Source organism: Mesorhizobium sp. LSJC269B00, assembly GCF_000502815.1.
Lineage (GTDB): Bacteria > Pseudomonadota > Alphaproteobacteria > Rhizobiales > Rhizobiaceae > Mesorhizobium.
In genome coordinates this window covers 557,048-581,547 of the sequence record NZ_AYVN01000005.1, presented here as the reverse complement: position 1 = coordinate 581,547, position 24,500 = coordinate 557,048, and the positions used below count along the sequence as shown (strand labels likewise).

The following is a 24,500-nucleotide window of genomic DNA, read 5'->3' as shown; positions in this document are numbered from 1 at the left end:
GATAGCGGCTGCGCTTCTTTCAGGCAAGCCGGTGCGAGCCAAAGTCTTTGACCCTGCGGGCAAAAGTGCTAGGAGCGCGCATCCAGAAAAATCAGAACCAAGCCAAACCCCTGGGGCGAGCATGGATGCGAGGCAGTTGAAAGTCGAGGCCGCGCGGGCAGCCCTTGCCCATGTCAGCGACGGCATGCGCATCGGCATCGGCACCGGGACGACGGCCGACGAATTCGTGCGGCTGCTGGCCGAAAAGATCGCCGCGGGCTTGACCGTCATCGGCGTGCCGACGTCGGAGCGCACCGCAGCCCTTTGCCGCGAACTTGGCGTGCCGCTGTCGACGCTTGAGGAAACGCCCGAGCTCGACCTTACCGTCGACGGCGCCGACGAGATCGACGCGGCGCTGACACTGATCAAGGGCGGCGGCGGCGCGCTGCTGCGCGAGAAGATCGTCGCGGCGGCATCTCAGCGCATGATCGTCATTGCCGATCGCTCGAAGATGGTCGACACCCTTGGCCGGTTTCCCTTGCCGATCGAAGTCAACCAATTCGGCCTGTGCGCGACCGAAATCGCGGTCGCGGCAGCGGCCAAAAGTCTCGGCCTTTCCGGCCCGGTTACATTGAGGATGACGGGGGGCCAGCCTTTTGTTACAGACGGCGGCCATTTTATCCTCGATGCATCTTTTGGCCGCATTCCGGATACAAGAGCGCTTTCTAATGCTCTCCATGCCATTCCTGGTGTGGTCGAGCATGGTCTTTTCATCGGGCTGGCGTCAGCGGCCATCATCGCCGGCGGCGACGGCATCCAAACAGTCCATGCCGCCCGAAAACCAGGGAGTTCTACCGATCATGATGTTGCATAACCGGGTTCGCAATCTTTGCGCCGTTCTGGCGGCTTCGGCCGTTTTCGCCTTCTCTTCCCCGGCGTTCTCGCAGGAGATCACGGAATCGCATCTGAAGGCGGCACGGGCGGCGGTCACGGCAATCCACGCGACCGACTCGTTCGACAACATCCTGCCGCAAGCGGCGGCCTCGCTCGAGCAGCAGCTCATCCAGAAGAACCCTGATATGCAGGAGCTGATCGGCAAGACCGTCAGCGAAAAGGCACTGGCGCTGGCCTCGCGCCGTGCCGATCTGGAGAAGGAAGCAGCGCTCGCCTATGCCAAGGTGTTCTCCGAGAAGGATCTCACCGACATCGCCGCCTTCTACAATTCCGATGCCGGCAAGAAGCTGCTCGACAACGGCCCCAACGTGACGCGCGAACTGGTCAAAGCCGCCGACATCTGGCAGAACGGCCTGGCGCGCGATCTCGCCCAGCAGGTCGGCGAAACGCTGGCAGCCGCCGCGAAGGCCGCTGCTCCGGCCGCGCCTGCGCCGGATAACGCAACTGCCCCCGCCGATGGCGCTGCACCTGCCGACGGCGATGCGCCCGCAGACGGTGACCAGCCGGAAGCGCCGAAGAACTAAGACGTCTGATTTCGCCACCGGCATCCTTGCCGCTGGACCAGAAAGCCCGGTGGAAACCGGGCTTTTCTTTTGGCTTCATGCAGCCTACCTGTCTCAAACATTTCTTGGGGCAAGGAACAGCAGCATGGCCGGCTACGACTACGATCTCTTCGTCATCGGCGGCGGCTCCGGCGGGGTTCGGGCGGCGCGCGTAGCGGCAGCGATCGGCAAACGTGTCGGCATCGCGGAGGAATACCGCTATGGCGGCACCTGCGTCATCCGTGGCTGCGTGCCGAAAAAACTCTATGTCTATGCCTCGCAATTTCCCGAGCATTTTGCCGACGCCGCCGGCTATGGCTGGACGGTGCCGGAGGCGAGCTTCGACTGGCCGACGCTGGTCGCCAACAAGGACCGCGAGATTGCCCGTCTGGAAGCGATCTACGAAAAGAACGTGAAAGGCGCCGGCGGCGAGACGTTCCACTCGCGCGCCATGCTGGTCGACCCGCATGTCGTGCATCTCCTGGGCGATGACCGCACCGTCACCGCCGACCAGATCCTGATCGCCACCGGCGGCCGGCCGGCGCCGCACCCGGCGCTGCCCGGTCACGAGCATTGCATCTTTTCCAATGAGGTTTTCGACCTCAAGCAACTGCCGAAGGCGATCATGATCGAGGGCGGAGGCTACATCGCCGTCGAATTCGCCAATATCTTCCATGGCTTGGGCGTCGACACCACGCTGGTCTATCGCGGCAAGGAGATATTGTCGCGCTTCGACATGGACCTGCGGCACATGCTGCACGAAACCATGGAAAAGAAGGGGATCAAGATCCTCTGCCACGCCGTGTCGGAATGGGTCCGCAAACGGCCGGACGGCAGGCTGGATGCGTTGGTCACCGGCGGCAAGGTGCTGACGATCGACCAGGTCATGCTCGCCATCGGCCGCCTCCCAAACACCGAGAATATGGGCCTGGAAGGCGTCGGTATCGAGCTCGGCATAACCGGCGCCATCGTTGTCGACCAGTATTCCCGCACCAACATCGACAACATCTGGGCGATCGGCGACGTCACCAACCGCGTGCAGTTGACGCCTGTGGCGATCCACGAAGCCATGTGCTTCATCGAGACCGCATTCAAGGGCAATCCGACCGCGCCCGACCACGACACCATTCCGACCGCCGTCTTCTCACAGCCGGAGATCGGCACCGTCGGGCTGTCCGAGGACGATGCCGTCAAGCGCTACTCCGATATCGAAATCTACCGCGCCACATTCCGGCCGATGCGGCACACGCTGTCGGGCCGCGACGAAAAGATGCTGACGAAGCTGGTGGTCGATGGCGCCACGCGAAAAGTGCTCGGCGCGCACATCCTCGGGCCGGACGCCGGCGAGATGGCGCAGTTGCTCGGCATTCCGCTGAAGGCCGGCGTCACCAAGGATGATTTCGACCGCACCATGGCCGTCCACCCGACGGCAGCGGAGGAACTGGTCACCATGTACAAGCCCACCTACCGCGTGAAGAACGGCGTGCGGGTCGATTGACGCCCGCGCGCTCGATCTTGAAGAACCCCCCATGGCAGCCGCTGTGCCACCGCGATGGGAGGCCTGAAGCTTATTACAACAAAGTGCCGCGCAGGATGACCAGCGCCACCGAGAAATAGATCACCAGGCCGGTGACATCGACCAGCGTGGCGACGAACGGCGCCGAGGCGCTCGCCGGATCGAAGCCGATCCGTTTCAGCGCGAACGGCAGCATCGACCCCGACAGCGAGCCGAAGGTGACGATACCGACAAGGGCTGCCCCACGGTCGCCGCGATCAGCGGCCAATGCGGCCCATAATCGTAGAAGCCCATATATTGCCAGAGCGCGATGCGGCAGATGCCGACCACGCCAAGCATGGCGCCGAGTACCAGGCCGGTTGGCAATTCGCGCAACGCCACCCGCCACCAGTCACGAAGGCCGATCTCGCGCAGCGCCAGCGCGCGAATGACGAGCGAGGTCGCCTGCGAACCGGAATTGCCGCCCGAGCTCATGATCAGCGGAATGAACAGAGTGAGCACGATCGCCTTCTCCAGTTCGCCTTCATAGCTTTGCATGGCGTTGGCGGTCAGCATCTCCGAGATGAACAGCGCGCACAGCCAGCCGCCGCGCTTCTTGATCATCGCGAGAAAGCTCATCTTCATGTAGGGCTCGTCGAGCGCCTCCATGCCGCCGAAACGGTGCGCGTCCTCGGTCGTCTCCTCGATCATGATGTCGATGATGTCGTCGATGGTGACGATGCCGAGGATCTTGCCGTGGTCGACGACGGGAACCGCGAGCAGGTCATATTTGGAGATCGTCTGCGCCAGTGTCTCGCGATCGGTCAGCGGCGTCACCGTCACCGGGGCGCGATCCGGCGCCACCGACAGGATCGGATCGTCCGGCTCGCCGGTGATCAGCCGGCGCAGGCCGGTCGAGCGCACCAGCACATGCGTGTCTGGATCGACGATGTAGATGGCGTAGACGGTCTCCCGCGTCCGCTCCACCTTGCGGATGTAGTCGAGCGTGCGCCCGACGGACCAGTCCGACGGCACGCTGACGAATTCGGTCGTCATGATCGAGGCGGCGCTGCCTTCGGGATAGCCGAGAATGGAAAGCAGCGTTGCCCGCAGCGGCGGGACCAACCCGCCGAGCAGCTCGGAGCTCGCCGGTTCGTCCAGTTCGCGCAGGATATCGGCGGCGCGGTCGACCGACATGGCGGTCAGGAGCTTGCACGCTTTGGCGCGCGGCAGCGCCTCGGCCAGATCGGAGGCGCCGTCGAGTTCAGGCTGGTCGAAGATCTCGACCAGCCGCTCGAACGGCATTTCGCAAAGCAGTTCTATCGCGGTATCGCGAGATTCCCGGTTCAGGGCCTCGACGACATCGGCGACGTGATCATTGGCAAGGATACGCGCGATAGCGACGGCATCGTCGCTTGCTACGACGGGGGTAAATTCGTTCATGGCTCACTCCTTGCCGTCCGGCGGGACGTGAGCCGTTAGAGGTCACATCGAGGCGGACGGCGGTTGCGTTCGACTACTGTCGCCAGGCATGGCGCGGTGACCTTTCTGCTCGCGGGTTCGAGTTGGAATTCAGCGAGCGGGCGCAACATAGGAGCGCATCTTGGCGAGTCAATCGCGGGGGTGGCGGAAAACAGCCGGGAGCCGCCCAATCGCGAGACTGTGATGATTATTGAAGGGGGAGGGAGCGAGTGCCCCGCCGCCAGTGGCGGAACGCGCTTCGGCGTGGCTGCTATTTCTGCTTCAGCCGGCGTGAAAAACGCATCCATTTGTCCTCGACCGGCCGCGGCTGCGTAAGGATGGTGGTGAGCTCGCGCGGAAGGTTCGGAACAAGCGGCCTCTTGGTGGCGACGCCGTCGGCGATCGCGACCACGCTGTGGTAGAATTCCTCGCCCGAGGCCGAGCGTGGCGCCACCGCCTCATGCATGATGCTGATCACCGTGACATCGGGACAGTTGTCCTTGATGGCCTGGTGGAAGGCGATCTTGCCATCCGGATCGAGCGCGCCGGTCGCTTCGTCGAGGAACAGCAGTCCCGGTTGCTGCAGCACGATGCGGGCCACCACCAGCTTCTGCTTCTGGCCGCCGGACAGCAGCTGGTCCCAGATCTTTCCCTCGCGGCTTTCATCGGCCATGTGTTCGATGAAATCGCCAAGGCCGGCCTTGTGCAGGGCTGCCGCGACCTGCGCATCGCCATAGTCGTCCTCGGAGCCGGGCAGGCACACCAGCTGCTTCAGCGACACCTGCTGCAGCTTGACCTCCTGGGCGGCATAGAAGCTCCTCACACCGTCAGGGAAGACGATGGTGCCGCGGCCATAAGGCCACAAGCCGTTGATCGCCTTGATCAGCGAAGTCTTGCCGCAGCCGGATTCGCCCTTGAGGAATGCCCACTCGCCGCGCCGAAAGCGCAGATTGGCTGCGCTCAGGAACGGCGTGGCGTCTTCACCCTGATGCGCCAGTTCAAGCTTCTGGATGGTCAGGCCGAAGACCGGGTTCTGGCTGGCATAGTGGAAATCGGAACGGCCGGTCTGGCTGTAGAATTCCTGCGGCTGTTGGACGTTTTCAATGGCGTGCGCCAATTCAATGACGCGCTGGCTGTTGGCCCGCAAGGTGGCGAGACTCGGCATGACATGGATGAACCAGGAACATTTGCTGATCAGCGCGTTGACCTGCTCGGAACCGGTTATGTAGCCCTTGAGGTCGACGCCGTTGTGGATGAACGGCACCAGACCAGGTCCGTAGGCGACAACTTTGGCCCCGACGAAATTATAGACCGATTCGAATCCCGCATAGAGGGTGTTGACGATGTTGAGCTTCGACCAGGTGGTATCGATATCCAGATAGAGCCGTCCATGTATCGTCTTTTGCACGTCTTCGCCTTGCGACGCCGACACATGGAAACTGCGGCGCAACAAGGTGATCAGCTCGCTGCGATAGGTGCCTTCGGCCTTCTGCATCCTGACATTGAGCCACTCCAGCATTCCGCCGAGTTTGATCGCGATCCAGGTATTGACGGGCACATAGATGGCAACCGCCAGCAGAGCGAGGACGGCGCTGCCATAGCTGCCGAGGGCATCCAGGCCTTTTACCTCCACGGAATTCGCCAGCAAAGCGCCGCCGACAAAATAAAGTGAGGTGAAGACGCCGAAGACACCTTGGGCAAGCCCGATGGCGCCGCCCGCCATGTCTTTGATCGATTCCTGCAAGCGCTGATCGATGTTGTCGGGCGCTGGCGCATCTGGCGAGCCATTCTGAGCGTGGTAGTGCGTATGGTTGGTATCGAGCAGCGCCGCATTGAAACGCGCGTTCAACCAGGCGCGCCATTTGCGATGCAATGTCGCCGATACAAATTTGCAGGCGCCTATGATTCCCATGTCCTTGAACACGACCAGCAGCACAAGCAGGCCGGCATTGGTAAGCACCGATTCAAGGGGCGTGGTATTCGCGGCGTCGTGAAAAAAAGCGATTGAGGCTGCCAGTTCGCCCGCCAACACGGTAAACCAGACGTCGGCCTTGCTCGACAGGGCTATGATGAGTGCGAGGACGACGGTAAGAGCCCAGGCCTCTCTCCACCGGTCCGAGAACCAGTAGGCCCGCATCAGTCCCCAGAAGGTCCGCATCGATGATACTGGCGTCAGGGGCGACGGCCCGGCGGGGGCGTCGCGGTTCCAAAGTGCCGATATTGAACGTCGCGGTCTGTCGACCCGAATCACAATCCCGCCCAAACCTTTTTTAGTTTTGTTACGGATAGTAACACCAATTGATCATTTTCTATGAATTTTATGCCGGCGAATGTGAGGCAGCCCACCCCCGTTGCCATGAGGCAACAGTTGGTGCTGCGAGACCGCCGTCTTTGGGCCGAATTTGTCCTTTGTTTCAATGTGTTGCGAGAACGCTCAGATGTGCGAAAATATTCCCTGAGGGAAGGCTCATACACGGCTTTGTGACCAAAAGGCCTGCCCGTCGGCCGGTTTTCCCACCGCGCGCTAACCGGATCGCCCGAAAAATTGCCGTCCGTGATCGCCCCAGGTCGCCCGAATCATTTCACCGGCCATCACGGTTGGGCACGCAAGATCGTCGCTCCTGTAAAGCGACTGTTCATGAGGGGGCACGCGCTTTTTAGCTGCAGCTCAACACCGTTTGACAATCAAGCGCACTGGAATGAACCTTGCCGGGCACTGTCGGCACCGATGCATGTCCGGTCCCCAACAAGGAAGCTCCCCAATGCTTGCACGCGCAGCCGTTCCCGCAATGGTGACGCTCTTTGCCTGGCTGCCTCTTGCGCATGCCGTCAGCCAGACCATTCCGGCAAGCGCCGAAGGGCAAATCGAGTTCAATGCTCCGTCCGGCAACATCGGCTGCATCTACACGCCGAAGGGCGGCACCAGCACCTACGAACCACAGGATGGCGGTCCGGAACTGAGCTGTTCGCGCGTCGAGCCCAGCTACGTCACCGTGATCCTTGGGCCGAACGGCCCGGCGACATTGATCAAGAATCCGGGAGAGCAGGGCTGCTGCAGCGATGTCGCGAAGCTGGCCTATGGCAACAGCTGGAGCAAAGGGCCGTTTACCTGCCAGTCGTCAACCAAGGGACTGACCTGCACGGGCAGCAACGGGCATGGCTTCTTCCTCAGCAAAGCCAAGGTGACGGTGAAATAACTTCGGTCAGCCGGCCTTTTCCAGCTCGCCCTTGGCCTTTGCGGCCGCGACTTGGCGGATGGCATCAGTCAGCGTGTCGGCGTCCTGCGCGCCCATGACGGCGTATTTGCCTTCGAGCAGGAAGCACGGCACGCCAGTGATCCCCATCCGCGATGCCGTGGCGATTTCTGTGCGCACCTCCTCGACGTCGGCATCGGTCGGCAGGAGCGTTTCGACCACGGCAGCGTCCATGCCGGCCTCGCGGGCGGCATCGATCAGCACGGCGTGGTCGCCAATATTGCCGCCTTTCTCGAAATACAGTTGGAACAGCCGGCGCACGAGCCGGTTCTGCACGGCTTCACCGGCGGCACCGGCCCAGCGGATGACACGATGCGCGTCCAGCGTGTTGGCGGCGACCTTGATGGCGTCGAAAGCGAAATCGATGCCTTCGGCTTCGCCGAGCGGCTCTACGCGGGCATGCATCTGACGGATGCGCTCGTCGCTGCCGAATTTGGCCAGCATGTATTCGCGCCGGTCCTTGCCCTCGGGCGGGATGGTCGGGTCGAGCTGGAACGGCCGCCAGCGCACATGAACCTCAACGTCGCCGGCAGCGGCAATCGCTTTATCCAGCCGCTTCTGGCCGACGAAGCACCAGGGGCAGACGACGTCGGAAACCACGTCGACGGTAATGGAATTGTCATCGCTCATCTTGATCTCCTGCAGCCGAACGTTTCAGCGAGACCGATCTCGGCCACGCTCAGTTCGGCTTGCGCCACCAGGTCGGCCATTGATAACCGAATATGGGCGTCTTTTTGGGATGGTCCAGGTAATTCCAGTAAGCGAGCCATTGCTGCGCGTTGTACTGCATCGGCACCATGTAATTGCCGGAGATCAGCAATCGGTCGAGCACGCGCACGGCGGCGACATAGTCTTCCTTGGTCCGTGCTCTCAGCATCGCGTCGATCGCCGCGTCGACCGCCGGATCGGCGACGCCGGCCAGATTGAATGAACCTTCTCTTTTGGCCTCTGAAGAACCCCAGCGAAGGTTCTGCTCCATACCGGGAGACAGCGAGTTGCTGAACCCGCTCGACCCGACAAGAACCTCAAAGTCGAAACGCTGCTTGCGCGACTGGATCTGGTCGGCCTCGAGGCTGCGGATGGTCACCGCGATGCCGATCTTTTCCAGCGAGCGCTGATAGATGGCGGCAAAGCGTTCCTCGTCCTGCGACGCCGTCAGGATCTCGAAACCGAACGGGTTTCCCTTGGGATCCAGCAGGACGCCGTCCCTAACGGCGTAGCCCTGGCTCTTCAGCAGGTCGAACGCCAGCTTCAGTACCTTGCGGTCCTGGCCGGTGCCGTCATTCACCGGCGGGCGCCAGCTGCCGTCCATGACATCGGCCGGCACGCGGCCGGGGTAGGGCGCCAGCAGCGCCTTTTCCCTGTCGCTGGCGGGATGGCCGAGCGCGGAAAGTTCGGAATTCTGCCAGTAGCTCATCGTGCGCGTGTACTTGCCGCCGAACAGGTTCTTGTTGGCCCATTCGAAGTCGTAGAGCATGCCGAGCGCGCGCCGCACCTCCGGATTGGAAAACTTCTCCAGCCGCGTGTTGAACAGGAACCCGGTCACCACGGGCGGTATGCCGGTGTCGAAGGTCTCGGCGATCACCTCGCCGCGATGGAAGGCGGGAAAATCGATATCGCGCTCGCGCTTGACCGGATCGCCCTCATCGTAAATGGCGCAGATGCCTTTCTTGAACGCTTCCGTCTTGGCGTTGGCGTTGAGGAAGTACTCGATGGTGATCTGATCGTAATTGTCGAAGCCGCGCTTGGAAGGGATGTCCTTGCCCCAGTAATTTGGATTGCGCTTGAAGACGATGCGCTGTCCCGGCTGCACCTTGTCGATGGTATAGGGACCGCTGCCGATCACCGGCTTCAACGTCGTCTTGTCGAAGGTATCCTTGTTGAAGGCGTGCTTTGGGATGATCGGCGTCAGCGCGATGATCAAGGGGGTCTCGCGATTGGCCTTGTCGTTGAAGGTGAAGCGCACGCTGTGATCGCCGGTCTTTTCGAGCTTGGCGATCAGGCTCATGCGGTCCCTATAGGGCGGGCGGCCCTTGTCGGTGAAGACATCGTAGGTGAAAAGCACGTCATCCGGCGTCACCGGCTCGCCATCGGACCACTTTGCATTTGGGTTGAGATGGAACTCGATCCACTTGCGCTCGGGATCCATATCGGCCGTGTCTGCGAGCAGGCCATAGAGGCTGAAGGCCTCGTCGTAGTTGCGCATCATCAACGGCTCGAAGACGAGATTGCCGAAAATGAGGTCCTGCATGCCGCGCGCCGTGGTGCGCAGGCTCTTCAGGATGAACGGGTTCAGATTGTCGAAGCTGCCGACGACGCAGTAAGTGATGTTGCCGCCCTTGGGCGCATCGGGATTGACGTAGTCGAAATGCTGGTAGTCGGCTGGCAGCGCCGGCTCGCCCTGCATGGCGATGGCATGTTTCGGTTCCGACATCGCCACGCCGGGTGCAAAGGCGAAGAACGAAATTGCGGCGATCAGCCAAACAAGAATGCGGCCCATGACCGTCTCCTTACTGGGCGGCTTGATGATTCGGAGTGCACCCTAACATGGCGCCGCGGCGCTCCGGCCAGATACATCAACCCAAATCGCACGACCCAAATTGCGAGGCCAAGAATTGCAGGCGGCGGGCTGGATTCGGCTGCTCATGCAGTGTAACACGCGCTCCGAAGTCATTCTGTTGCCTCAATTCGGCAACAGGTAGCAGGACCACACGGCGCGAAGAAGCCGGTCCCGGGATCATTTGAGAGGAAATGCACGACATGACGAGCCTGAACAGCAACGCATACCGCCTTTCGGTCCTGGCCGCGGGCGTGGTCGGCTTTCTGGGCGCCGGACTTCCCACCGCTTCGGCACAGCAACAGATTCCGCAGGGTTGGTTCAAGGCCTGCACCAAGCAGGAAGATGTCGACATCTGCAATGTCCAGAACATCATCACTGCCGGCAACGGCCAGTTCGTCACCGGGGTCAGCCTGATCGAGCTGAAGGGCAAGGTAAACCGCAAGGTCTTCCAGGTCACGGTTCCCCCAGGTCGCCTGGTGCCCCCCGGCATCGCCCTGCAAATAGACGCCGGCAAGGCGACGAAGCTGGATTATGTCATTTGCTTCGCCGACCGTTGCGTTGCCGAAGTGCCGCTGACCGACGCGCTCGTCGCGTCCTTCAAGAAGGGACAGGCGATCACGCTGACCTCGATCAACTTCCAGAGTCAGCCAAATCCAATCAAGGTTGCCTTGACCGGCTTCAGCGGCGCCTTTGACGGCGCGCCGCTGCAGCAGTCGGACATCGAGGATCGGCAGAAAAAACTTCAGGATTTCGTCGTCAAGAACAACCAGGACTTCGCCAAGAAGCTCAAGGACGAGCAGGCCAAGGCCAAAGCCGCCAACTAATCGCCGGGACAGATACCGGAGCGACAAAAAGCGGGGTCATGCCCCGCTTTTTTGTTGTCGTCACGTCGATGCAAGGTGATGTCAGTGTCTCGACTGGCGTTTCGGCTCATAGCGTCCGTCCGGCCGCTTGTCGAACATCTCGCCGATCTGCGGATGCCGGACCGGTTCGCCCGATTGATCCTCGAGCAGATTCTGCTCGGAGACATAGGCAATGTATTCGGTTTCCGAGTTTTCAGCGAGCAGATGGTAGAACGGCTGGTCCTTGCGCGGCCGCACGTCGGCCGGGATGGCTTCGTACCATTCGTCGGTGTTGGCGAATTGCGGATCGACATCGAAAATGATGCCGCGGAACGGAAACAGCCGATGACGAACCACCTGTCCGATCGAAAATTTGGCCGTTTTCATCATACTCACCACTAAGCCTCTAGAGCGCCCGGCGTCCCCTCGAATGTGCGAAGAGCGCTCTAAGACTTTGAATTTACACACACCGTGGCCAAAAATCGAGCCCGACTTAGGTCTGGGATCAGGCTTTATTTGGCGCAGATAGCGTGTCAGTTCAATGCCGAAGCGCTTGACGCCCGATGAAGCTACGGGCTAGCCCGGTCCAGGGGTTTCGGGCCAGGGCAAAAATGTCTGACGTCGTCGGTCTTGTTCTTCCGTTCTTCGGGCTGATTTTCATCGGCTTTCTGGTCGCACGCATGACCAGGCAGCCGCTGGAGGCGCTTGGCTGGATGAACACTTTCATCGTCTATGTCGCGCTTCCTGCCCTGTTCTTCCAATTGCTGGCCCGCACGCCGTTCGAACAGTTGACCGAATGGCGCTTCATCTTCGGCTCGGTATTTTCCACCTACACGATCTTCTCGATCATGTTCGTATGGTCGGTGACGGCGTCGCGCGGCGAGATCGCCCAGTCGACGATCAAGGCGCTGGCCGCGGCCTACGGCAATATCGGCTATATGGGGCCGGGGCTGGCGCTGCTCGCCTTCGGCGAACAAGCGGCGGTTCCCGTCGCGCTGATCTTCTGCTTCGAAAATATCATGCATTTCGCCATCGCGCCGATGATGATGGCGCTGTCGGGCGACGACAAGACATCGCCGTGGCGGCTCATCCTCGGCGTAGTCAGGAAAATCGTCCTGCACCCGTTCATCATCGCGACCGCGCTTGGCGTCGGCGCCGCCTATCTCGGCTTTCACCCACCGCAGCCGGTCGATCGCCTGCTTGAATATCTTTCGCGGGCAGCCGCCCCTTGTGCCCTGTTTGCCATGGGCGTGACGCTTGCGCTCCGGCCGCTCAACCGCGTGCCGCATGAACTGGCGTCGATCGCGGCGCTGAAGCTGATCCTGCATCCATTGCTCTGCTACGTCGTGCTGAGCTGGATGGGGAACTTTTCCGAAATCTGGGTTTTTTCAGCCGTGCTTTTGGCGGCATTACCGACTGCAACCAACGTCTTCGTCATCGCCCAGCAATATGGCGTCTGGGTGCAACGCGCCTCGGCCAGCGTCATGATCACCACCTGTCTCTCGGTGCTGACGGTGACCGTGCTGCTCTACATGATCCGCCACGGCATCTTACCGCCGGACCTGTTTCCCTGAACCGCCGGTAAGCGCCGCAAAGCCGCTGCCCGGCCTCAAGCCTTCGCGCATGAAAAAGGCGCGCAGCGGCGCGAAACTGCCGAGCACATTGAGGCCGGCGCTGCGTGCCATCTGCGCCGGCAACATGTCCGACAGCAACGACATGTTAAGCAGATTGACCGCGCCCGAACGCGCCAGAACGTCGGGACGGCGCCTGGAATCATAGGCGGCCAAAGCCCTTGCGGCGCCAGGGTCGCCGCGATTTTCGCGTGCGATTCCAATCAGATCCTCAACGTCCCTGATGCCGAGGTTGAGACCTTGGGCCCCGATCGGCGGGAACACATGTGCAGCCTCGCCGACCAGCGCCACACGGTTTTGCGCGAAGCGCCCCGGTGATGCCGCTGAAAGCGGGTAAATTTGTCGGCCGGGCTCAACCGACACCCGGCCCAGCATCGACTGCATCTGCTGCTCGACACGCTCGGAAAGTGTCACGTCATCGAGTGCGGCGAGGTCCTTCGCCGTCTCCGGTTTCACCACCCAGACGAGGCTGGAGCGGTTGCCGGGCAGCGGTACCTGGGTGAACGGCCCGGTCTCTGTGTGGAACTCGGTCGAGGTGAAACCATGCTCGCTGCGATGGCCGAAATTCAGCACCAGCGCCGCTTGGCGGTAGGATCGCACCGAGGCCACTATGCCCGCCGCCTCACGCGCCGGCGACAGGCGCCCATCGGCAGCGACCGCGAGCGAGGCCGAGACTTCGCGACCATCAGTCAAGAGGGCATGCGCCTGATCGGCGTCCAGACGCCAACTCTCGACCATCGACGTCAGCCATTCGATGCCGGGACGCGCCGCGACGGACTTGGCCAGCGTCGGGTTCAGCGCACTGTTGGGCAGGTTGAGCCCGAACTGCTCCTCGCCGATCTCTATGGCGCGAAAAGTCACCACCGGGCTGCGGATCAGCCGGCTGGTCGCATCAACGATGCGCATGACCTTCAGCGGCGCGGCCTTCGGCGCAAGTTCGGCCAGCACGCCCAGCCGATCGAGAACCTTGAGAGCAGGGTTCATCAGCGCCGTGGTCCGGCCATCGGGCCCGCCTGCTTCGGGTCCGACCAGGGTTACCGGAAAGCCCGCCTCGGCGAAACCGAGCGCCGCGATCAGTCCGGCAGGGCCGCTGCCGGCTACCAGTATCCGTGCTGTCTCGCGATGATCCAAATTGGACTTCCAGTTTGCGATGCAGGTGTCTACCCATGGATATAGGTCAGACCATGCGGCTTGATCAACGCGGCGATTAGGCTCATTCGGTTGTCATGACCGGCCAGCAGGACGATTTCAGCCACCTCGACCGCGCCGGCCGCGCCACGGCAAGCCTGGCCCGCAGCCCCCGCCTGACGGTCAACATCGCCATCGCCGGCGGCATTCTGCTCGCCTGGTTCATTCTCGGCGCCATGGCGATCCGCGACGCCGAAGGCCGGCTCCCCGGCGTACCAGGCGATGTGGTCCTGCGATATCTGCCGCAACTGCCGCTGCCGGATGTCCTCGACCGCTTCTTCGGCATGTGCCTGACGCCCGCACCACTTGATGCCGGCGGCGCACAGCTTCTGGCGTTGATCGTGATGTGGTTTTCGATGGCTGTGGCGACGATGCTGCCGTCGGCGGCGCCGATGATCCGTACCTATTGTGAAATCGCCGACACCGCCCGCATCAAGGGCGAGCCGGTGGCCCACCCGCTGGTCCTGGTTGCCGGCTACCTCTCGACATGGCTTGTCGCCTCTATCGGCTTCGCGGTGCTGACGTTGCTCGTCCACGCATTTGCGTCCTCCGCTCGATTGCTCGATCCGGTGAGCGGCCTTGCCGCGGCGGCCGCGCTGCTGGTTGCCGGCCTCTACCAGTTCAGCAGCCTCAAGCAGGCCTGCCTGACAAAATGCCGGAACCCGTTCTCGACACTGTTTTCCAACTGGAGCGCGGAGCCGGGTGGCATCTTCCGGCTAGGGCTGAAGCAGGGCCTGTGGTGCCTCGGCTGCTGCTGGGCGCTGATGCTGGTGATGTTTGCCGTCGGCGCGATGAACGTGTTCTGGATGGCGCTGATCGGCCTGTTCACCTTGATCGAAAAACAGACCACCGGCAGCCTTCCAACCCGAGTGGCCGGTGCGATACTGCTTGTCTGGGCAATCGCCCTGCTAGTAGTCTCGGCATGACGGGGGATAATTCCATGGCAGAGCAAGGCTGGGCAATGAAAGGAGAGCTCGTGCTCTCCTGCAATTGCACGGTTTTTTGTCCTTGCGTGCTGTCGCTTGGCAGCCATCCGCCGACGGAGGGTTATTGTCAGACCTGGGCGGGCTTCCGCATCGACGCAGGCCATTTCGGCGAGGTCGACCTGTCCGGCCTCAATCTCGGTCTGGTCATGGAAATCCCCGGCTATATGAGCCGCGGCAACTGGACCGCAGGCCTGTTCATCGACAAGCGAGCCTCCGTCTATGCAGTGAAAGCGCTGACCAGGATCTTCACCGGGAAGGCCGGCGGAACCACCGCGCTGTTGTCGATCCTTGTCGGCAAGTTCCTCGGCGTCGAGCAGGTGCCGATCACCTACGAGACGCGTGACAAGACCCGTATTTTCCAGATACCGAAGATCATCGACGGGGCGGTCACACCGATTCCCGGCAAGGATCGCGAGAAGGATACCGTGATCGGCAACTCGGAATACTGGATCGCGCCGGAGATCATCGTGGCCAGGTCCGACAAGAGCAAGATGCGGGCTTTCGGCCGCAACTGGAACTTTGCCGGCCGCTCGGCCGAAATCTGCAAACTGGATTGGCGGGGCCCGTGAGCAAGAACACAACCGCCAGAAACGCCGCCAAAAAGATCACCGACCGGATTCCGAGGCCGAAGAAGAAGGTCACCTGGCCGCAGGCGCGGGCATTCTCGGTGCATCTGTTGACCGCGTCTGGCTCGTTCCTGGCCTTCCTGTCTCTGGTGGCGGCAAGCGAGCAACGCTGGACGGCGATGTTCTGGTGGCTGGGTCTGGCGCTGTTCGTCGACGGCATAGACGGGCCGATCGCGCGCAAGCTCGAGGTCAAGGAGATCTTGCCGACCTGGTCGGGCGAACTCCTCGACAACATCATCGACTATGTCACCTACGTGCTGATCCCGGCCTTCGCACTCTACCAGCGCGGCTTCATGGGCGAAGGGCTGTCGTTCCTGTCGGCGGCCATCATCGTGGTGTCCAGCGCCATCTATTATGCCGACACCGGAATGAAGACGAAGGAGAACTTCTTCAAAGGCTTTCCGGTGGTCTGGAACATGGTCGTGTTCACGCTGTTCGTCATCGAGCCCGGACAGTGGGTGTCCTTCGGCGTCGTCGTGGCGGCCGGCATCCTCACCTTCGTGCCGATCAACTTCATTCACCCCGTGCGGGTGGTGCGGCTGCGGCCAATCAATCTTGGCATGACGCTGCTCTGGTGTGCTTTCGGTGCGCTGGCGCTGGCGCAGGCGGCCCTTGCCGCCTTCTACGACCAGATCGGCGTTTTGGGCGAACAGGTCAGCGTCTTTACCAAGGTCGGCATCACCATCACCGGACTTTACCTCGCCTGCATCGGCGGTATCATGCAGTTCTTCCCCAAACTCGGCGCCAAGCCGGACCCTAAGAAAGCCTGACCGCAGGAAAGCCCACAATGTCCAAAGCAGTCCGTATCCACGCCCATGGCGGTCCGGAAGTCCTGACCTATGAAGACGCCGATCCGGGACAACCCGGCGCCGGGCAGATCCTGGTCAGGCACACCGCGATCGGCCTCAATTTCATCGATGTCTATCACCGCATCGGCCTCTATCCGCCGCCCGGCGGCTTCCCGCTGATCCCCGGCGGCGAGGCGGCAGGTGTGGTTCTCGAGGTCGGCGCAGGCATCGACTGGCTGAAGCCGGGCGACCGCATCGCCTATGCCGTCAACGTCGGCGCCTATGCCGAACAGCGCGTCGTCGCCGCCGACCGCGTCGTCAAGGTGCCGGACCGCATCAGCGACGAACAGGCCGCCGGCATGATGCTTAAAGGCATGACGGCGGAGTATCTGTTGCGCCGGACCTTCAAAGTGAAGGCAGGCGACACCATCCTGTTTCATGCCGCCGCCGGCGGCGTCGGGCTGATCCTGGGACAATGGGCAAAACATCTCGGCGCCACCGTGATCGGCACGGCAAGCTCAACCGACAAGATCGAGCTCGCCAAGGCGCATGGCTTCGGCCATGTCATCAACTACAAGGAGCAGGATTTCGTCGCCGGGGTCGCCGCCATCACCGGCGGCAAGAAATGTGACGTCGTCTACGATTCGGTCGGCAACGACACATTCCCGGCCTCGCTCGACTGTCTGAAGCCGCTCGGCATGTTCGTCTCTTTCGGTCAGTCCTCTGGACAGATCCCGCCATTTTCGATGTCGCTGCTGGCGCAGAAGGGCTCGCTGTTCGCTACCAGGCCGACTTTGTTCGTCTACAACGCCAAGCGTGAAGACCTCGAAGTCTCCGCCGCGGCATTGTTCGACGTGGTGTTGAGCGGTGCGGTCGAGATCAAGATCAACCAGCGCTATGCGCTGAAGGACGCCGGCAAGGCGCAAGCCGATCTCGAAGGGCGCAAGACCACGGGCACGACCATACTGATCCCCTGATCTGCCTTGCTTTCAGCGTTTTGCCGCGACGCCAGGCACTGTTTGCACGAAAAACCGGGCGATCGGTCTGTTGTACGAAGCAGGTCGGTCTTTACCCCTTGAGTTTCCGCTGAAATTCTTGAAGCTCTTTCAAGGTGGGTGCTGCTTTCGCACGAGAGCGGCCAGCGCATACCATGCTGGCGGGAACACAGAACATGTCCGGGAACCGGATGGGAGGCACTGTGAGTGCAGATCATGATGGAGCGAACCTGCTTGAGGTTCGTGGCCTGACCAAGATATTCGGCACGCTGACGGCGTGCGATCATATCGACCTTAACATCGCCAAGGGCGAGATCCACGCGCTGCTTGGCGAAAACGGCGCCGGCAAGTCGACGCTGGTCAAGATGCTGTTCGGCTCGCTGGAGCCCAATTCCGGCGAGATATTCTGGAACGGCGAAGCGGTGCGGATCACCAGTCCGGGCATGGCGAAGAAGCTCGGCATCGGCATGGTTTTTCAGCACTTTTCGCTGTTCGAGGCGCTGACCGCGGCCGAGAATATCGCTCTGTCTCTGGATGACGGCTCACCGATCAGCTCGATCGCGGCCAAGGCGAGGGCGCTTTCCTTCAGCTATGGCCTGCCGCTCGATCCGGACTCGCTGGTCGGCGATCTCTCGGTCGGCGAACGCCAGCGCATCGAGATCATCCGCTGCCTGTTGCAGACGCCGCAGCTCATCATCCTCGACGAGCCGACCTCGGTGCTGACGCCGCAGGAAGCCGACAAGCTGTTCGAAACGCTGGAGCGCCTACGCTCGGAGGGGAAATCCATCCTCTACATTTCGCACCGGCTGGAAGAGGTCAAACGCATCTGCGACCGCGCCACCGTGCTGCGTCACGGCAAGGTCGTCGGCCATTGCAATCCGCGCGAGGAAACGGCTTCGTCGCTGGCTCGCATGATGGTCGGCAACGAGGTGAAGGCCGTGGTGCGTGCGCCGGCCGAAGGCATCGAGACCGCGCAGCCGCTGCTCGAAATCCGCGCCCTCAGCCGCAAGCCGGCAACGCCGTTTTCGATTCCGCTGAAGAATATCAACCTCACTGTGCGCGCCGGCGAGGTGATCGGCATTGCCGGTGTCGCCGGCAACGGCCAGGGCGAGTTCTTCGAATCCGTCTCCGGCGAGGTGCTGCAGCAGGACGCCGCATCCGTGCGCATCCGCGGCAAGGATGCCGGCTCGCTCTCGATCACAGGCCGGCGGCTGATGGGCGCTGCCTTCGTGCCGGAAGAACGCCTCGGCCATGGCGCCGCGCCACGCATGAAGCTTTCGGAAAATCTGCTTCTGTCGCGGCACGCCACCGACGGCAAGGTTTTTGTCGGCGCCGGCGGCGCGGTCAAAAGCGGTGCGGTCTATGCCGCCGCCCAGCGCATCATCGTGGCCATGGATGTGCGCAAGAGCGCGCCCGATCCGGAAGCCGCGGCCCTTTCGGGCGGCAATTTGCAGAAATTCATCGTCGGTCGCGAACTCGACCGCAGCCCTGCCGTCATGGTCGTCAACCAGCCGACCTGGGGCGTCGACGCCGGTGCCGCCGCCCACATCCGCCAGGCGCTGATCGAACTGGCGCGCAGCGGCTCGGCAGTTCTGGTCATCAGCCAGGACCTCGATGAGCTGTTCGAGATTTCGGACGCGATCGCGGTCATGCACAATGGCGAATTGTCCAAACCGCTGCCGATCGCCGAGGCAACTTTCGAAAAGGTCGGTCTGTTGATGGGCGGCGCCGAGCCTGGCCACGCCGAACATGGTCTGGAGACGGCATGATGCGCCTCGAACTCGTCAAACGCCCGCAGCGCTCTATGCTCTTTTCGGCGCTGTCGCCCTTCATCGCCTTCGCCCTAACGATCATCGCCGGCGCGGTTCTGTTCGCGCTGCTCGGCGTCAACCCGCTGAGCGCATTTGAGATCTATTTCATCGAGCCGATCAGCCAGGTCTGGCAGCTGCATGAGCTGGCGATCAAGGCCGCGCCGTTGATCCTGATCGCGGTCGGCCTGTCGGTCTGTTACAAGGCCAACATCTGGAACATCGGCGCTGAGGGACAGTTCATCCTCGGCGGCATTTTCGGCTCGGCCATTCCGGTGCTGTTTCCCGGGTTCGAAGGCCCGCTGGTGCTGCCGCTGATGCTGTTGTTCGGCATGGTCGGCGGTGCCGCCTATGCAGCAATCCCGGCTCTCTTGAAGACGCGCTTCGGCACCAACGAAATCCTGACCAGCCTGATGCTGGTCTATGTCGCCCAGCTTTTCCTCGACTGGCTGGTGCGCGGCCCCTGGCGCGATCCACAGGGCCACGGTTTCCCGCAGACGATCCAGTTCAATGACTCGGCGGTCCTGCCGGAACTGATGCCGGATGCCGGCCGCGCCAATTGGGGTTTTGTCTTCGCGCTTGTTGCAGCCGTGCTGATCTGGGTGCTGATGAGCCGACTGCTCAAGGGTTTTGAGGTCCGCGTGCTCGGCTCCAGCCCGAGGGCAGGGCGCTTCGCCGGTTTCGGCCTCAACCGCATGGTGTTCTTCGCCTTCCTGCTGTCAGGCGCGCTGGCTGGGCTTGCCGGCATTTCGGAAGTCTCCGGCGCCATCGGCCAGCTCCAGCCGGTGATCTCGCCCGGCTACGGCTTCACCGCCATTATTGTCGCGTTCCTCGGCCGGCTCAATCCGCTCGGCATTGTCGCCGCCGGCCTGGTGCTGGCGTTGACCTATCTCGGCGGCGAGGCGGTGCAGAGCGCGCTCGGCATTTCCGACAAAGTGGCACGCGTGTTCCAGGGCATGCTTTTGTTCTTCGTGCTCGGCTGCGACACGCTCATCCACTATCGCATCCGTCTGGTCGGCATGGCGCTGACGAAAAGCGCGGCGAAGCTTGAAGCCGCGCCGAAGTTGAAGGAAGCCCGCTGATGGACATCGCCGTCAACATCCTTTTGACCATCGCCACGGCGGCGACGCCGCTTTTAATAGCGGCCATCGGCGAACTGGTGGTCGAGCGCTCCGGCGTGCTCAACCTCGGCGTCGAAGGCATGATGATCATGGGCGCCGTCGGCGGCTTCGGAGCCGGCTATCTCACGGGATCGCCCTGGATGGGCCTGTTGGCGGCAATTGCCATGGGCGCGGTGTTCTCGCTGCTGTTTGCGGTGATGACGCTGTCGCTCGCCACCAATCAGGTGGCGACCGGCCTGTCGTTGACGCTGCTCGGCCTCGGCCTTTCCGGCATGATGGGGACCAGCTTCGTCGGCCAGCCCGGCGAGCGGCTGCCAAACCTCTACGTTCCGGTGCTCACCGACATTCCCGTGGTCGGCAGGCTGTTGTTCGGCCAGGACCCGATCTTCTACATCTCGATCGCGCTGACGGCGGCCGTCATGTGGTTCCTGTTCAAGACCCGCACCGGCCTCACTCTGCGCTCGATCGGCGACAGCCACACATCGGCGCATGCGCTCGGCATCAAGGTCATCCGCTACCGCTATCTCGCGGTCATCTTCGGCGGCGCCTGCGCCGGCCTTGCCGGCGGCCATCTGTCGCTGGTCTACACGCCGCAATGGGTTGAGAACATGAGCGCGGGCCGCGGCTGGATCGCGCTGGCGCTGGTCGTCTTCGCCTCCTGGCGGCCGTGGCGCGTGCTCGCCGGCGCCTACATCTTCGGCGCGGTGTGGATCGGCCAGCTTCATGCACAGGCATTTGGCATTCCGGTGCCTTCGCAGCTGCTTTCTTCTCTGCCCTATCTGGCAACCGTCGTGGTTCTCGTTCTAATCTCGCGCAACAAGCGTCTGACGATGATGAACACGCCGGCTTCCTTGGGGCAGCCATTCGTTCCGGATCGTTGACAACAAAAACAAACGGGAAGCTCCAAGGCTAAACTCAGAGAGGTAACACAATGAAAAAACTGCTTATTGCGTTGATGACCACGACCGCCGCCATGTCACTGGCGGCGTCCGCGCAGGCCGCCGACAAGTTGAAGGCATGCTGGGTCTACACCGGCCCGATCGGCGACTTCGGCTATTCCTACCAGCACGACCAGGGCCGCCTCGAGGTGGAAAAGGCGCTCGGCGACAAGGTCGAAACCGCCTATCTCGAGAACGTCTCGGAAGGTCCCGATGCCGACCGCGCTTTCGAGCGTCTGGCGCGCGAAGGCTGCAAGATCATCTTCGGCACCTCTTTCGGCTTCATGGACCCGGAAGTGAAGGTCGCCAAGAAGTTCCCCAAAGTGATGTTCGAGCACGCCACCGGCTACAAGACCGCTGACAATCTCGGCATCTACAATGCGCGCTTCTATGAAGGCCGCTATGTGCTCGGCCAGATCGCCGCCAAGGAATCGAAGGCAGGGGTCGCCGGCTATATCGTTTCCTTCCCGATCCCCGAAGTGGTGATGGGTATCAACTCCTTCATGCTCGGCGCGCAGTCGGTCAACCCGAACTTCAAGGCCAAGATCGTCTGGGTGAACTCCTGGTTCGATCCGGGCAAGGAAGCCGACGCGGCCAAGGCGCTGTTCGACCAGGGCGCCGACATCATCGTCCAGCACACCGATTCCACTGCGGCACTGCAGGTGGCGGAAGAGCGCAAGCTGCACGGCTTCGGCCAGTCCTCCGACATGATCAAGTTCGCGCCGAACGCGCAGCTGACCTCGCTGACAGACGAATGGGGGCCGTATTACATCAGCCGCGTTCAGGCGGCGCTCGACGGCACCTGGAAGCCTGACAATGTCTGGCTCGGCATCAAGGACGGCGCCGTCAAGCTGGCGCCCTTCACCAATATGCCGGACGATGTGAAGGCGATGGCCGAGGCAACCGCCAAGAAAATCGCAGATGGCTGGAACCCCTTCACAGGACCGGTCGCCAAGCAGGACGGCACGCCGTGGCTCAAGGACGGCGAAGTAGCCGACGACGGCACGCTGCTCGGCATGAACTTCTATGTGAAGGGCGTCGACGACAAGTTGCCGCAGTAAGTATCGGAAACGCAAAAGAGAAGGGGCGCCGCCCGGCGCCCTTTTTCACTTCGCGGGCTGCACGCTTCGACTGCGAAACCGCGCCGAGGGCTGTGCCAAAAATCCGATGGCGCCGGGAGGCGCCCTTTTTGGTAATTTTCTAAACCGCCGAGCCGTAAAGGTCGTAGGCGTCGGCGCGGTCGATCTTGACCGTGACGATGTCGCCTTGGCGCAGCGGGCGGCGCGACTGGATATGCACCGAACCGTCGATCTCGGGCGCGTCGTATTTTGTCCGGCCCTTGGCAGACGTGCCATGCGCCTCGTCGATCAGCACCGGCAGGCGCTTGCCGACCTTCTTGGCCAGCTGCGTCGCCGAGATCTTCTGCTGGCGCTGCATGAAGCGATGCCAGCGCGCTTCCTTGATCTCCTGCGGCACCTGTTCGAGGCCGAGATCGTTGGAGCGGGCGCCGCGGACCGGCTCGTATTTAAAGCAGCCGGCGCGATCGATCCTGGCCTCGTCCAGCCAGTCGAGCAGCATCTCGAAATCCTCGTCGGTCTCGTCGGGGAAACCGACGATGAATGTCGAGCGTATCGCCAGATCCGGGCACACCTCGCGCCAGCCGCGAATGCGCTCCAGCGTCTTTTCGCCATGGGCTGGACGGCGCATGTTCTTCAGCACCTGCGGCGAGGCGTGCTGGAAGGGGATGTCCAGATAGGGAAGGATTTTTCCATCCGCCATCAGCGGGATGACATCGGCGACATGCGGGTAGGGGTAGACATAGTGCATGCGTACCCAGATGCCGAGCTTGCCCAGCTCCTCCGACAGGTCGAGGAATTTCGCCCGCACTTCGCGGTCGCCGAACATCGACGTCTGGTACTTGATGTCGATGCCGTAGGCGCTGGTGTCCTGCGAGATGACCAGCAATTCCTTGACCCCGGCCTTGGCCAGCTTCTCGGCCTCGCGCAGCACATCGGCCGCCGGGCGCGAGACGAGGTCGCCGCGCAGTGCGGGAATGATGCAGAAGGTGCAGCGGTTGTTGCAGCCTTCGGAAATCTTGAGATAGGCGTAGTGGCGCGGCGTCAGCTTGACGCCTTGCGGCGGCAGAAGGTCGATATAGGGATCGTGGCTGGGCGGCGCCGCCTCATGCACCGCGGCCATCACGCTCTCATAGGCCTGCGGGCCGGTGATGGCGAGGACGTTGGGGTGCTTCTCTCGGATGACGTCCGGCTCGGCGCCGAGGCAGCCGGTGACGATCACCCGGCCGTTTTCCGAAAGCGCCGAACCAATGGCGTTGAGCGATTCGTCGCGGGCTGAGTCGAGAAAGCCGCAGGTGTTGACGACGACAAGGTCGGCGCCGTCATGCTTGCGTGCGATCTCATAGCCTTCGGCGCGCAGGCGCGTGATGATGCGCTCGGAATCCACAAGCGCCTTCGGGCATCCAAGGCTGACGAAACTGACGCGAGGCGCAGACATGAGAAAACATTCCGGGTTTTTCGGGATCGGCGGCCAGTACCACACTTATTGCGGCATTGGTATGGGCAGCGGCTGCGGCGAACGCGACCACTGCCTCCGGCAGATACCCATGCTGCTACAGAAGCTGTGGGACCGGCAGCGTCAGCTCACCACAGGACTGACATGCGGCCAGACCTCGACAACGCCGCGATAGACCATATCGATCGCGACGTAGAGAATGATCAGCAAGCCGACATAGGCGATCCAGCGGTGGCGATGCAGCAGCTTGGCAATGAAGCTCGCGGCCAAGCCCATCAAGGCGATCGACAGCACCAGGCCTATGACAAGCACGGGAAAATGATCGCGCGCCGCACCGGCGACCGCCAGCACATTGTCCAGCGACATCGAAACATCGGCGACGACGATCTGCAGGGCCGCCTGGCCGAGCGTCTTGCGCGGCGCCTTGCCACCCACCGTTCTGTCGCTGTTGAGGTCGGAATCGGACAGCGCCTCGGTCGCCTCGAACTCGTCGGCATGCGACGTCCGCAGCTCGCGCCACATCTTCCAGCACACCCACAACAAAAGGATGCCGCCGGCCAGCAGCAGGCCGACAATGGCAAGAAGCTTGACGGTGACGGCGGCAAACAGGATGCGCAGCACAGTCGCCGCCAACACGCCGATCAGGATGGCTTTCTTGCGCTGCTCGACCGGCAGGCCGGCGGCGGCAAGGCCGATGACGATGGCATTGTCGCCGGCAAGCACCAGATCGATGGCGATGACCTGGAGGAGGGCCGTCATGCTTGCAGCGCTGAAAATGTCCATCGACCGGAGCCCCTTGC

Annotated in this window: 21 protein-coding genes and 1 pseudogene; 14 read left to right on the top strand and 8 right to left on the bottom strand. The window is 62.3% G+C overall.

All coding sequences use genetic code 11. The annotated features are described in order from the left end of the window. Window positions 1–121 precede the first annotated feature (121 nt). The 3 genes from rpiA to gor all read left to right on the top strand — a co-directional run bounded on the left by rpiA (window position 122) and on the right by gor (window position 2,973). A complete protein-coding gene (rpiA, locus tag X771_RS149005; protein WP_023668980.1) occupies window positions 122–853 on the top strand; it encodes a ribose-5-phosphate isomerase RpiA in 732 nt (243 codons plus the stop codon). Then, the gene (locus X771_RS149010; RefSeq protein WP_023668979.1) at window positions 840–1,457 is read left to right on the top strand and encodes a DUF2059 domain-containing protein; all 618 of its coding nucleotides are present in this window, start codon (window positions 840–842) and stop codon (window positions 1,455–1,457) included. The genes rpiA and X771_RS149010 overlap by 14 nt, the downstream gene beginning before the upstream one ends. 124 nt (window positions 1,458–1,581) lie before the next feature. Next, complete coding sequence (gene gor, locus X771_RS149015) at window positions 1,582–2,973, top strand: glutathione-disulfide reductase (protein ID WP_023668978.1); 1,392 nt, start codon at window positions 1,582–1,584, stop codon at window positions 2,971–2,973. A 73-nt stretch (window positions 2,974–3,046) separates the two neighbouring features. Here gor and mgtE read toward each other — a convergent pair. Together mgtE and X771_RS149020 are read right to left on the bottom strand one after the other, a co-directional pair. Beyond that, a pseudogene (gene mgtE / locus X771_RS01000000165095) lies at window positions 3,047–4,413 on the bottom strand (magnesium transporter). Window positions 4,414–4,702: 289 nt separating this feature from the next. Further along, the gene (locus X771_RS149020) at window positions 4,703–6,589 is read right to left on the bottom strand and encodes an ABC transporter ATP-binding protein/permease (protein ID WP_023688490.1); all 1,887 of its coding nucleotides are present in this window, start codon (window positions 6,587–6,589) and stop codon (window positions 4,703–4,705) included. 604 nt (window positions 6,590–7,193) lie between these two features. Here X771_RS149020 and X771_RS149025 point away from each other — a divergent pair. Then, on the top strand, window positions 7,194–7,628 hold the full coding sequence (locus X771_RS149025) for a hypothetical protein (RefSeq protein WP_023682515.1): 435 nt from the start codon (window positions 7,194–7,196) through the stop codon (window positions 7,626–7,628). Window positions 7,629–7,634: 6 nt separating this feature from the next. On the opposite strand, the gene X771_RS149030 is transcribed toward X771_RS149025, so the two are convergent. Next, window positions 7,635–8,315 (bottom strand): DsbA family protein, encoded by a 681-nt coding sequence (locus X771_RS149030; protein ID WP_023688489.1) that lies wholly within the window; start codon window positions 8,313–8,315, stop codon window positions 7,635–7,637. A gap of 49 nt (window positions 8,316–8,364) precedes the next feature. Further along, complete coding sequence (locus X771_RS149035) at window positions 8,365–10,185, bottom strand: extracellular solute-binding protein (RefSeq protein WP_023688488.1); 1,821 nt, start codon at window positions 10,183–10,185, stop codon at window positions 8,365–8,367. Window positions 10,186–10,445: 260 nt separating this feature from the next. Here X771_RS149035 and X771_RS149040 point away from each other — a divergent pair, with 260 nt between their 5' ends. Further along, window positions 10,446–11,069, top strand: a complete 624-nt coding sequence (locus X771_RS149040; RefSeq protein ID WP_023668972.1) for an invasion associated locus B family protein — start codon at window positions 10,446–10,448, stop codon at window positions 11,067–11,069. Between the two features lie 81 nt (window positions 11,070–11,150). On the opposite strand, the gene hspQ is transcribed toward X771_RS149040, so the two are convergent. Then, complete coding sequence (hspQ, locus tag X771_RS149045; RefSeq protein ID WP_023668971.1) at window positions 11,151–11,474, bottom strand: heat shock protein HspQ; 324 nt, start codon at window positions 11,472–11,474, stop codon at window positions 11,151–11,153. A gap of 224 nt (window positions 11,475–11,698) precedes the next feature. Here hspQ and X771_RS149050 point away from each other — a divergent pair, with 224 nt between their 5' ends. Continuing rightward, the gene (locus X771_RS149050) at window positions 11,699–12,661 is read left to right on the top strand and encodes an AEC family transporter (RefSeq protein WP_023688487.1); all 963 of its coding nucleotides are present in this window, start codon (window positions 11,699–11,701) and stop codon (window positions 12,659–12,661) included. Here the strand turns inward: X771_RS149050 and X771_RS149055 are convergent. Further along, window positions 12,638–13,849, bottom strand: a complete 1,212-nt coding sequence (locus X771_RS149055; protein ID WP_023688486.1) for a UbiH/UbiF family hydroxylase — start codon at window positions 13,847–13,849, stop codon at window positions 12,638–12,640. The genes X771_RS149050 and X771_RS149055 overlap by 24 nt on opposite strands. A 95-nt stretch (window positions 13,850–13,944) precedes the next feature. Here X771_RS149055 and X771_RS149060 point away from each other — a divergent pair, with 95 nt between their 5' ends. The 8 genes from X771_RS149060 to X771_RS149095 all read left to right on the top strand — a co-directional run bounded on the left by X771_RS149060 (window position 13,945) and on the right by X771_RS149095 (window position 22,229). Next, entirely contained in the window at window positions 13,945–14,832 is an 888-nt protein-coding gene (locus X771_RS149060; protein WP_023688485.1) for a DUF2182 domain-containing protein, read from the top strand. Between the two features lie 14 nt (window positions 14,833–14,846). Next, on the top strand, window positions 14,847–15,461 hold the full coding sequence (locus tag X771_RS149065) for a DUF1326 domain-containing protein (RefSeq protein WP_023688484.1): 615 nt from the start codon (window positions 14,847–14,849) through the stop codon (window positions 15,459–15,461). After that, window positions 15,458–16,288 (top strand): phosphatidylcholine synthase, encoded by an 831-nt coding sequence (pcsA, locus tag X771_RS149070; protein WP_023688483.1) that lies wholly within the window; start codon window positions 15,458–15,460, stop codon window positions 16,286–16,288. Before X771_RS149065 ends, pcsA begins: the two co-directional genes overlap by 4 nt. A 17-nt stretch (window positions 16,289–16,305) precedes the next feature. Further along, window positions 16,306–17,283: a quinone oxidoreductase gene (locus X771_RS149075; RefSeq protein WP_023688482.1), complete on the top strand. Its 978-nt coding sequence runs from the start codon at window positions 16,306–16,308 to the stop codon at window positions 17,281–17,283. A gap of 209 nt (window positions 17,284–17,492) precedes the next feature. Beyond that, a complete protein-coding gene (locus X771_RS149080) occupies window positions 17,493–19,070 on the top strand; it encodes an ABC transporter ATP-binding protein (RefSeq protein WP_023682524.1) in 1,578 nt (525 codons plus the stop codon). Further along, the gene (locus X771_RS149085) at window positions 19,067–20,191 is read left to right on the top strand and encodes an ABC transporter permease (RefSeq protein WP_031193354.1); all 1,125 of its coding nucleotides are present in this window, start codon (window positions 19,067–19,069) and stop codon (window positions 20,189–20,191) included. The genes X771_RS149080 and X771_RS149085 overlap by 4 nt, the downstream gene beginning before the upstream one ends. Continuing rightward, window positions 20,191–21,111 (top strand): ABC transporter permease, encoded by a 921-nt coding sequence (locus tag X771_RS149090; protein ID WP_023682526.1) that lies wholly within the window; start codon window positions 20,191–20,193, stop codon window positions 21,109–21,111. The genes X771_RS149085 and X771_RS149090 overlap by 1 nt, the downstream gene beginning before the upstream one ends. Window positions 21,112–21,161: 50 nt before the next feature. Continuing rightward, window positions 21,162–22,229: a BMP family ABC transporter substrate-binding protein gene (locus tag X771_RS149095; RefSeq protein WP_023682527.1), complete on the top strand. Its 1,068-nt coding sequence runs from the start codon at window positions 21,162–21,164 to the stop codon at window positions 22,227–22,229. A 139-nt stretch (window positions 22,230–22,368) separates the two neighbouring features. Here the strand turns inward: X771_RS149095 and rimO are convergent, their stop codons facing one another. Next, a complete protein-coding gene (gene rimO / locus X771_RS149100; protein ID WP_023688481.1) occupies window positions 22,369–23,682 on the bottom strand; it encodes a 30S ribosomal protein S12 methylthiotransferase RimO in 1,314 nt (437 codons plus the stop codon). A gap of 141 nt (window positions 23,683–23,823) precedes the next feature. Further along, entirely contained in the window at window positions 23,824–24,483 is a 660-nt protein-coding gene (locus X771_RS149105) for a TerC family protein (RefSeq protein WP_023668959.1), read from the bottom strand. Between the last annotated feature and the right edge of the window lie 17 nt (window positions 24,484–24,500).

Coding starts and splice junctions, on each gene's coding strand:
- rpiA (WP_023668980.1), top strand. CDS start 122: ATGGATGCGAGGCAGTTGAAAGTCGAGGCCGCGCGGGCAGCCCTTGCC.
- X771_RS149010 (WP_023668979.1), top strand. CDS start 840: ATGATGTTGCATAACCGGGTTCGCAATCTTTGCGCCGTTCTGGCGGCT.
- gor (WP_023668978.1), top strand. CDS start 1,582: ATGGCCGGCTACGACTACGATCTCTTCGTCATCGGCGGCGGCTCCGGC.
- X771_RS149020 (WP_023688490.1), bottom strand. CDS start 6,589: ATGCGGACCTTCTGGGGACTGATGCGGGCCTACTGGTTCTCGGACCGG.
- X771_RS149025 (WP_023682515.1), top strand. CDS start 7,194: ATGCTTGCACGCGCAGCCGTTCCCGCAATGGTGACGCTCTTTGCCTGG.
- X771_RS149030 (WP_023688489.1), bottom strand. CDS start 8,315: ATGAGCGATGACAATTCCATTACCGTCGACGTGGTTTCCGACGTCGTC.
- X771_RS149035 (WP_023688488.1), bottom strand. CDS start 10,185: ATGGGCCGCATTCTTGTTTGGCTGATCGCCGCAATTTCGTTCTTCGCC.
- X771_RS149040 (WP_023668972.1), top strand. CDS start 10,446: ATGACGAGCCTGAACAGCAACGCATACCGCCTTTCGGTCCTGGCCGCG.
- hspQ (WP_023668971.1), bottom strand. CDS start 11,474: ATGAAAACGGCCAAATTTTCGATCGGACAGGTGGTTCGTCATCGGCTG.
- X771_RS149050 (WP_023688487.1), top strand. CDS start 11,699: ATGTCTGACGTCGTCGGTCTTGTTCTTCCGTTCTTCGGGCTGATTTTC.
- X771_RS149060 (WP_023688485.1), top strand. CDS start 13,945: ATGACCGGCCAGCAGGACGATTTCAGCCACCTCGACCGCGCCGGCCGC.
- X771_RS149065 (WP_023688484.1), top strand. CDS start 14,847: ATGGCAGAGCAAGGCTGGGCAATGAAAGGAGAGCTCGTGCTCTCCTGC.
- X771_RS149075 (WP_023688482.1), top strand. CDS start 16,306: ATGTCCAAAGCAGTCCGTATCCACGCCCATGGCGGTCCGGAAGTCCTG.
- X771_RS149080 (WP_023682524.1), top strand. CDS start 17,493: ATGGGAGGCACTGTGAGTGCAGATCATGATGGAGCGAACCTGCTTGAG.
- X771_RS149085 (WP_031193354.1), top strand. CDS start 19,067: ATGATGCGCCTCGAACTCGTCAAACGCCCGCAGCGCTCTATGCTCTTT.
- X771_RS149090 (WP_023682526.1), top strand. CDS start 20,191: ATGGACATCGCCGTCAACATCCTTTTGACCATCGCCACGGCGGCGACG.
- X771_RS149095 (WP_023682527.1), top strand. CDS start 21,162: ATGAAAAAACTGCTTATTGCGTTGATGACCACGACCGCCGCCATGTCA.
- rimO (WP_023688481.1), bottom strand. CDS start 23,682: ATGTCTGCGCCTCGCGTCAGTTTCGTCAGCCTTGGATGCCCGAAGGCG.
- X771_RS149105 (WP_023668959.1), bottom strand. CDS start 24,483: ATGGACATTTTCAGCGCTGCAAGCATGACGGCCCTCCTCCAGGTCATC.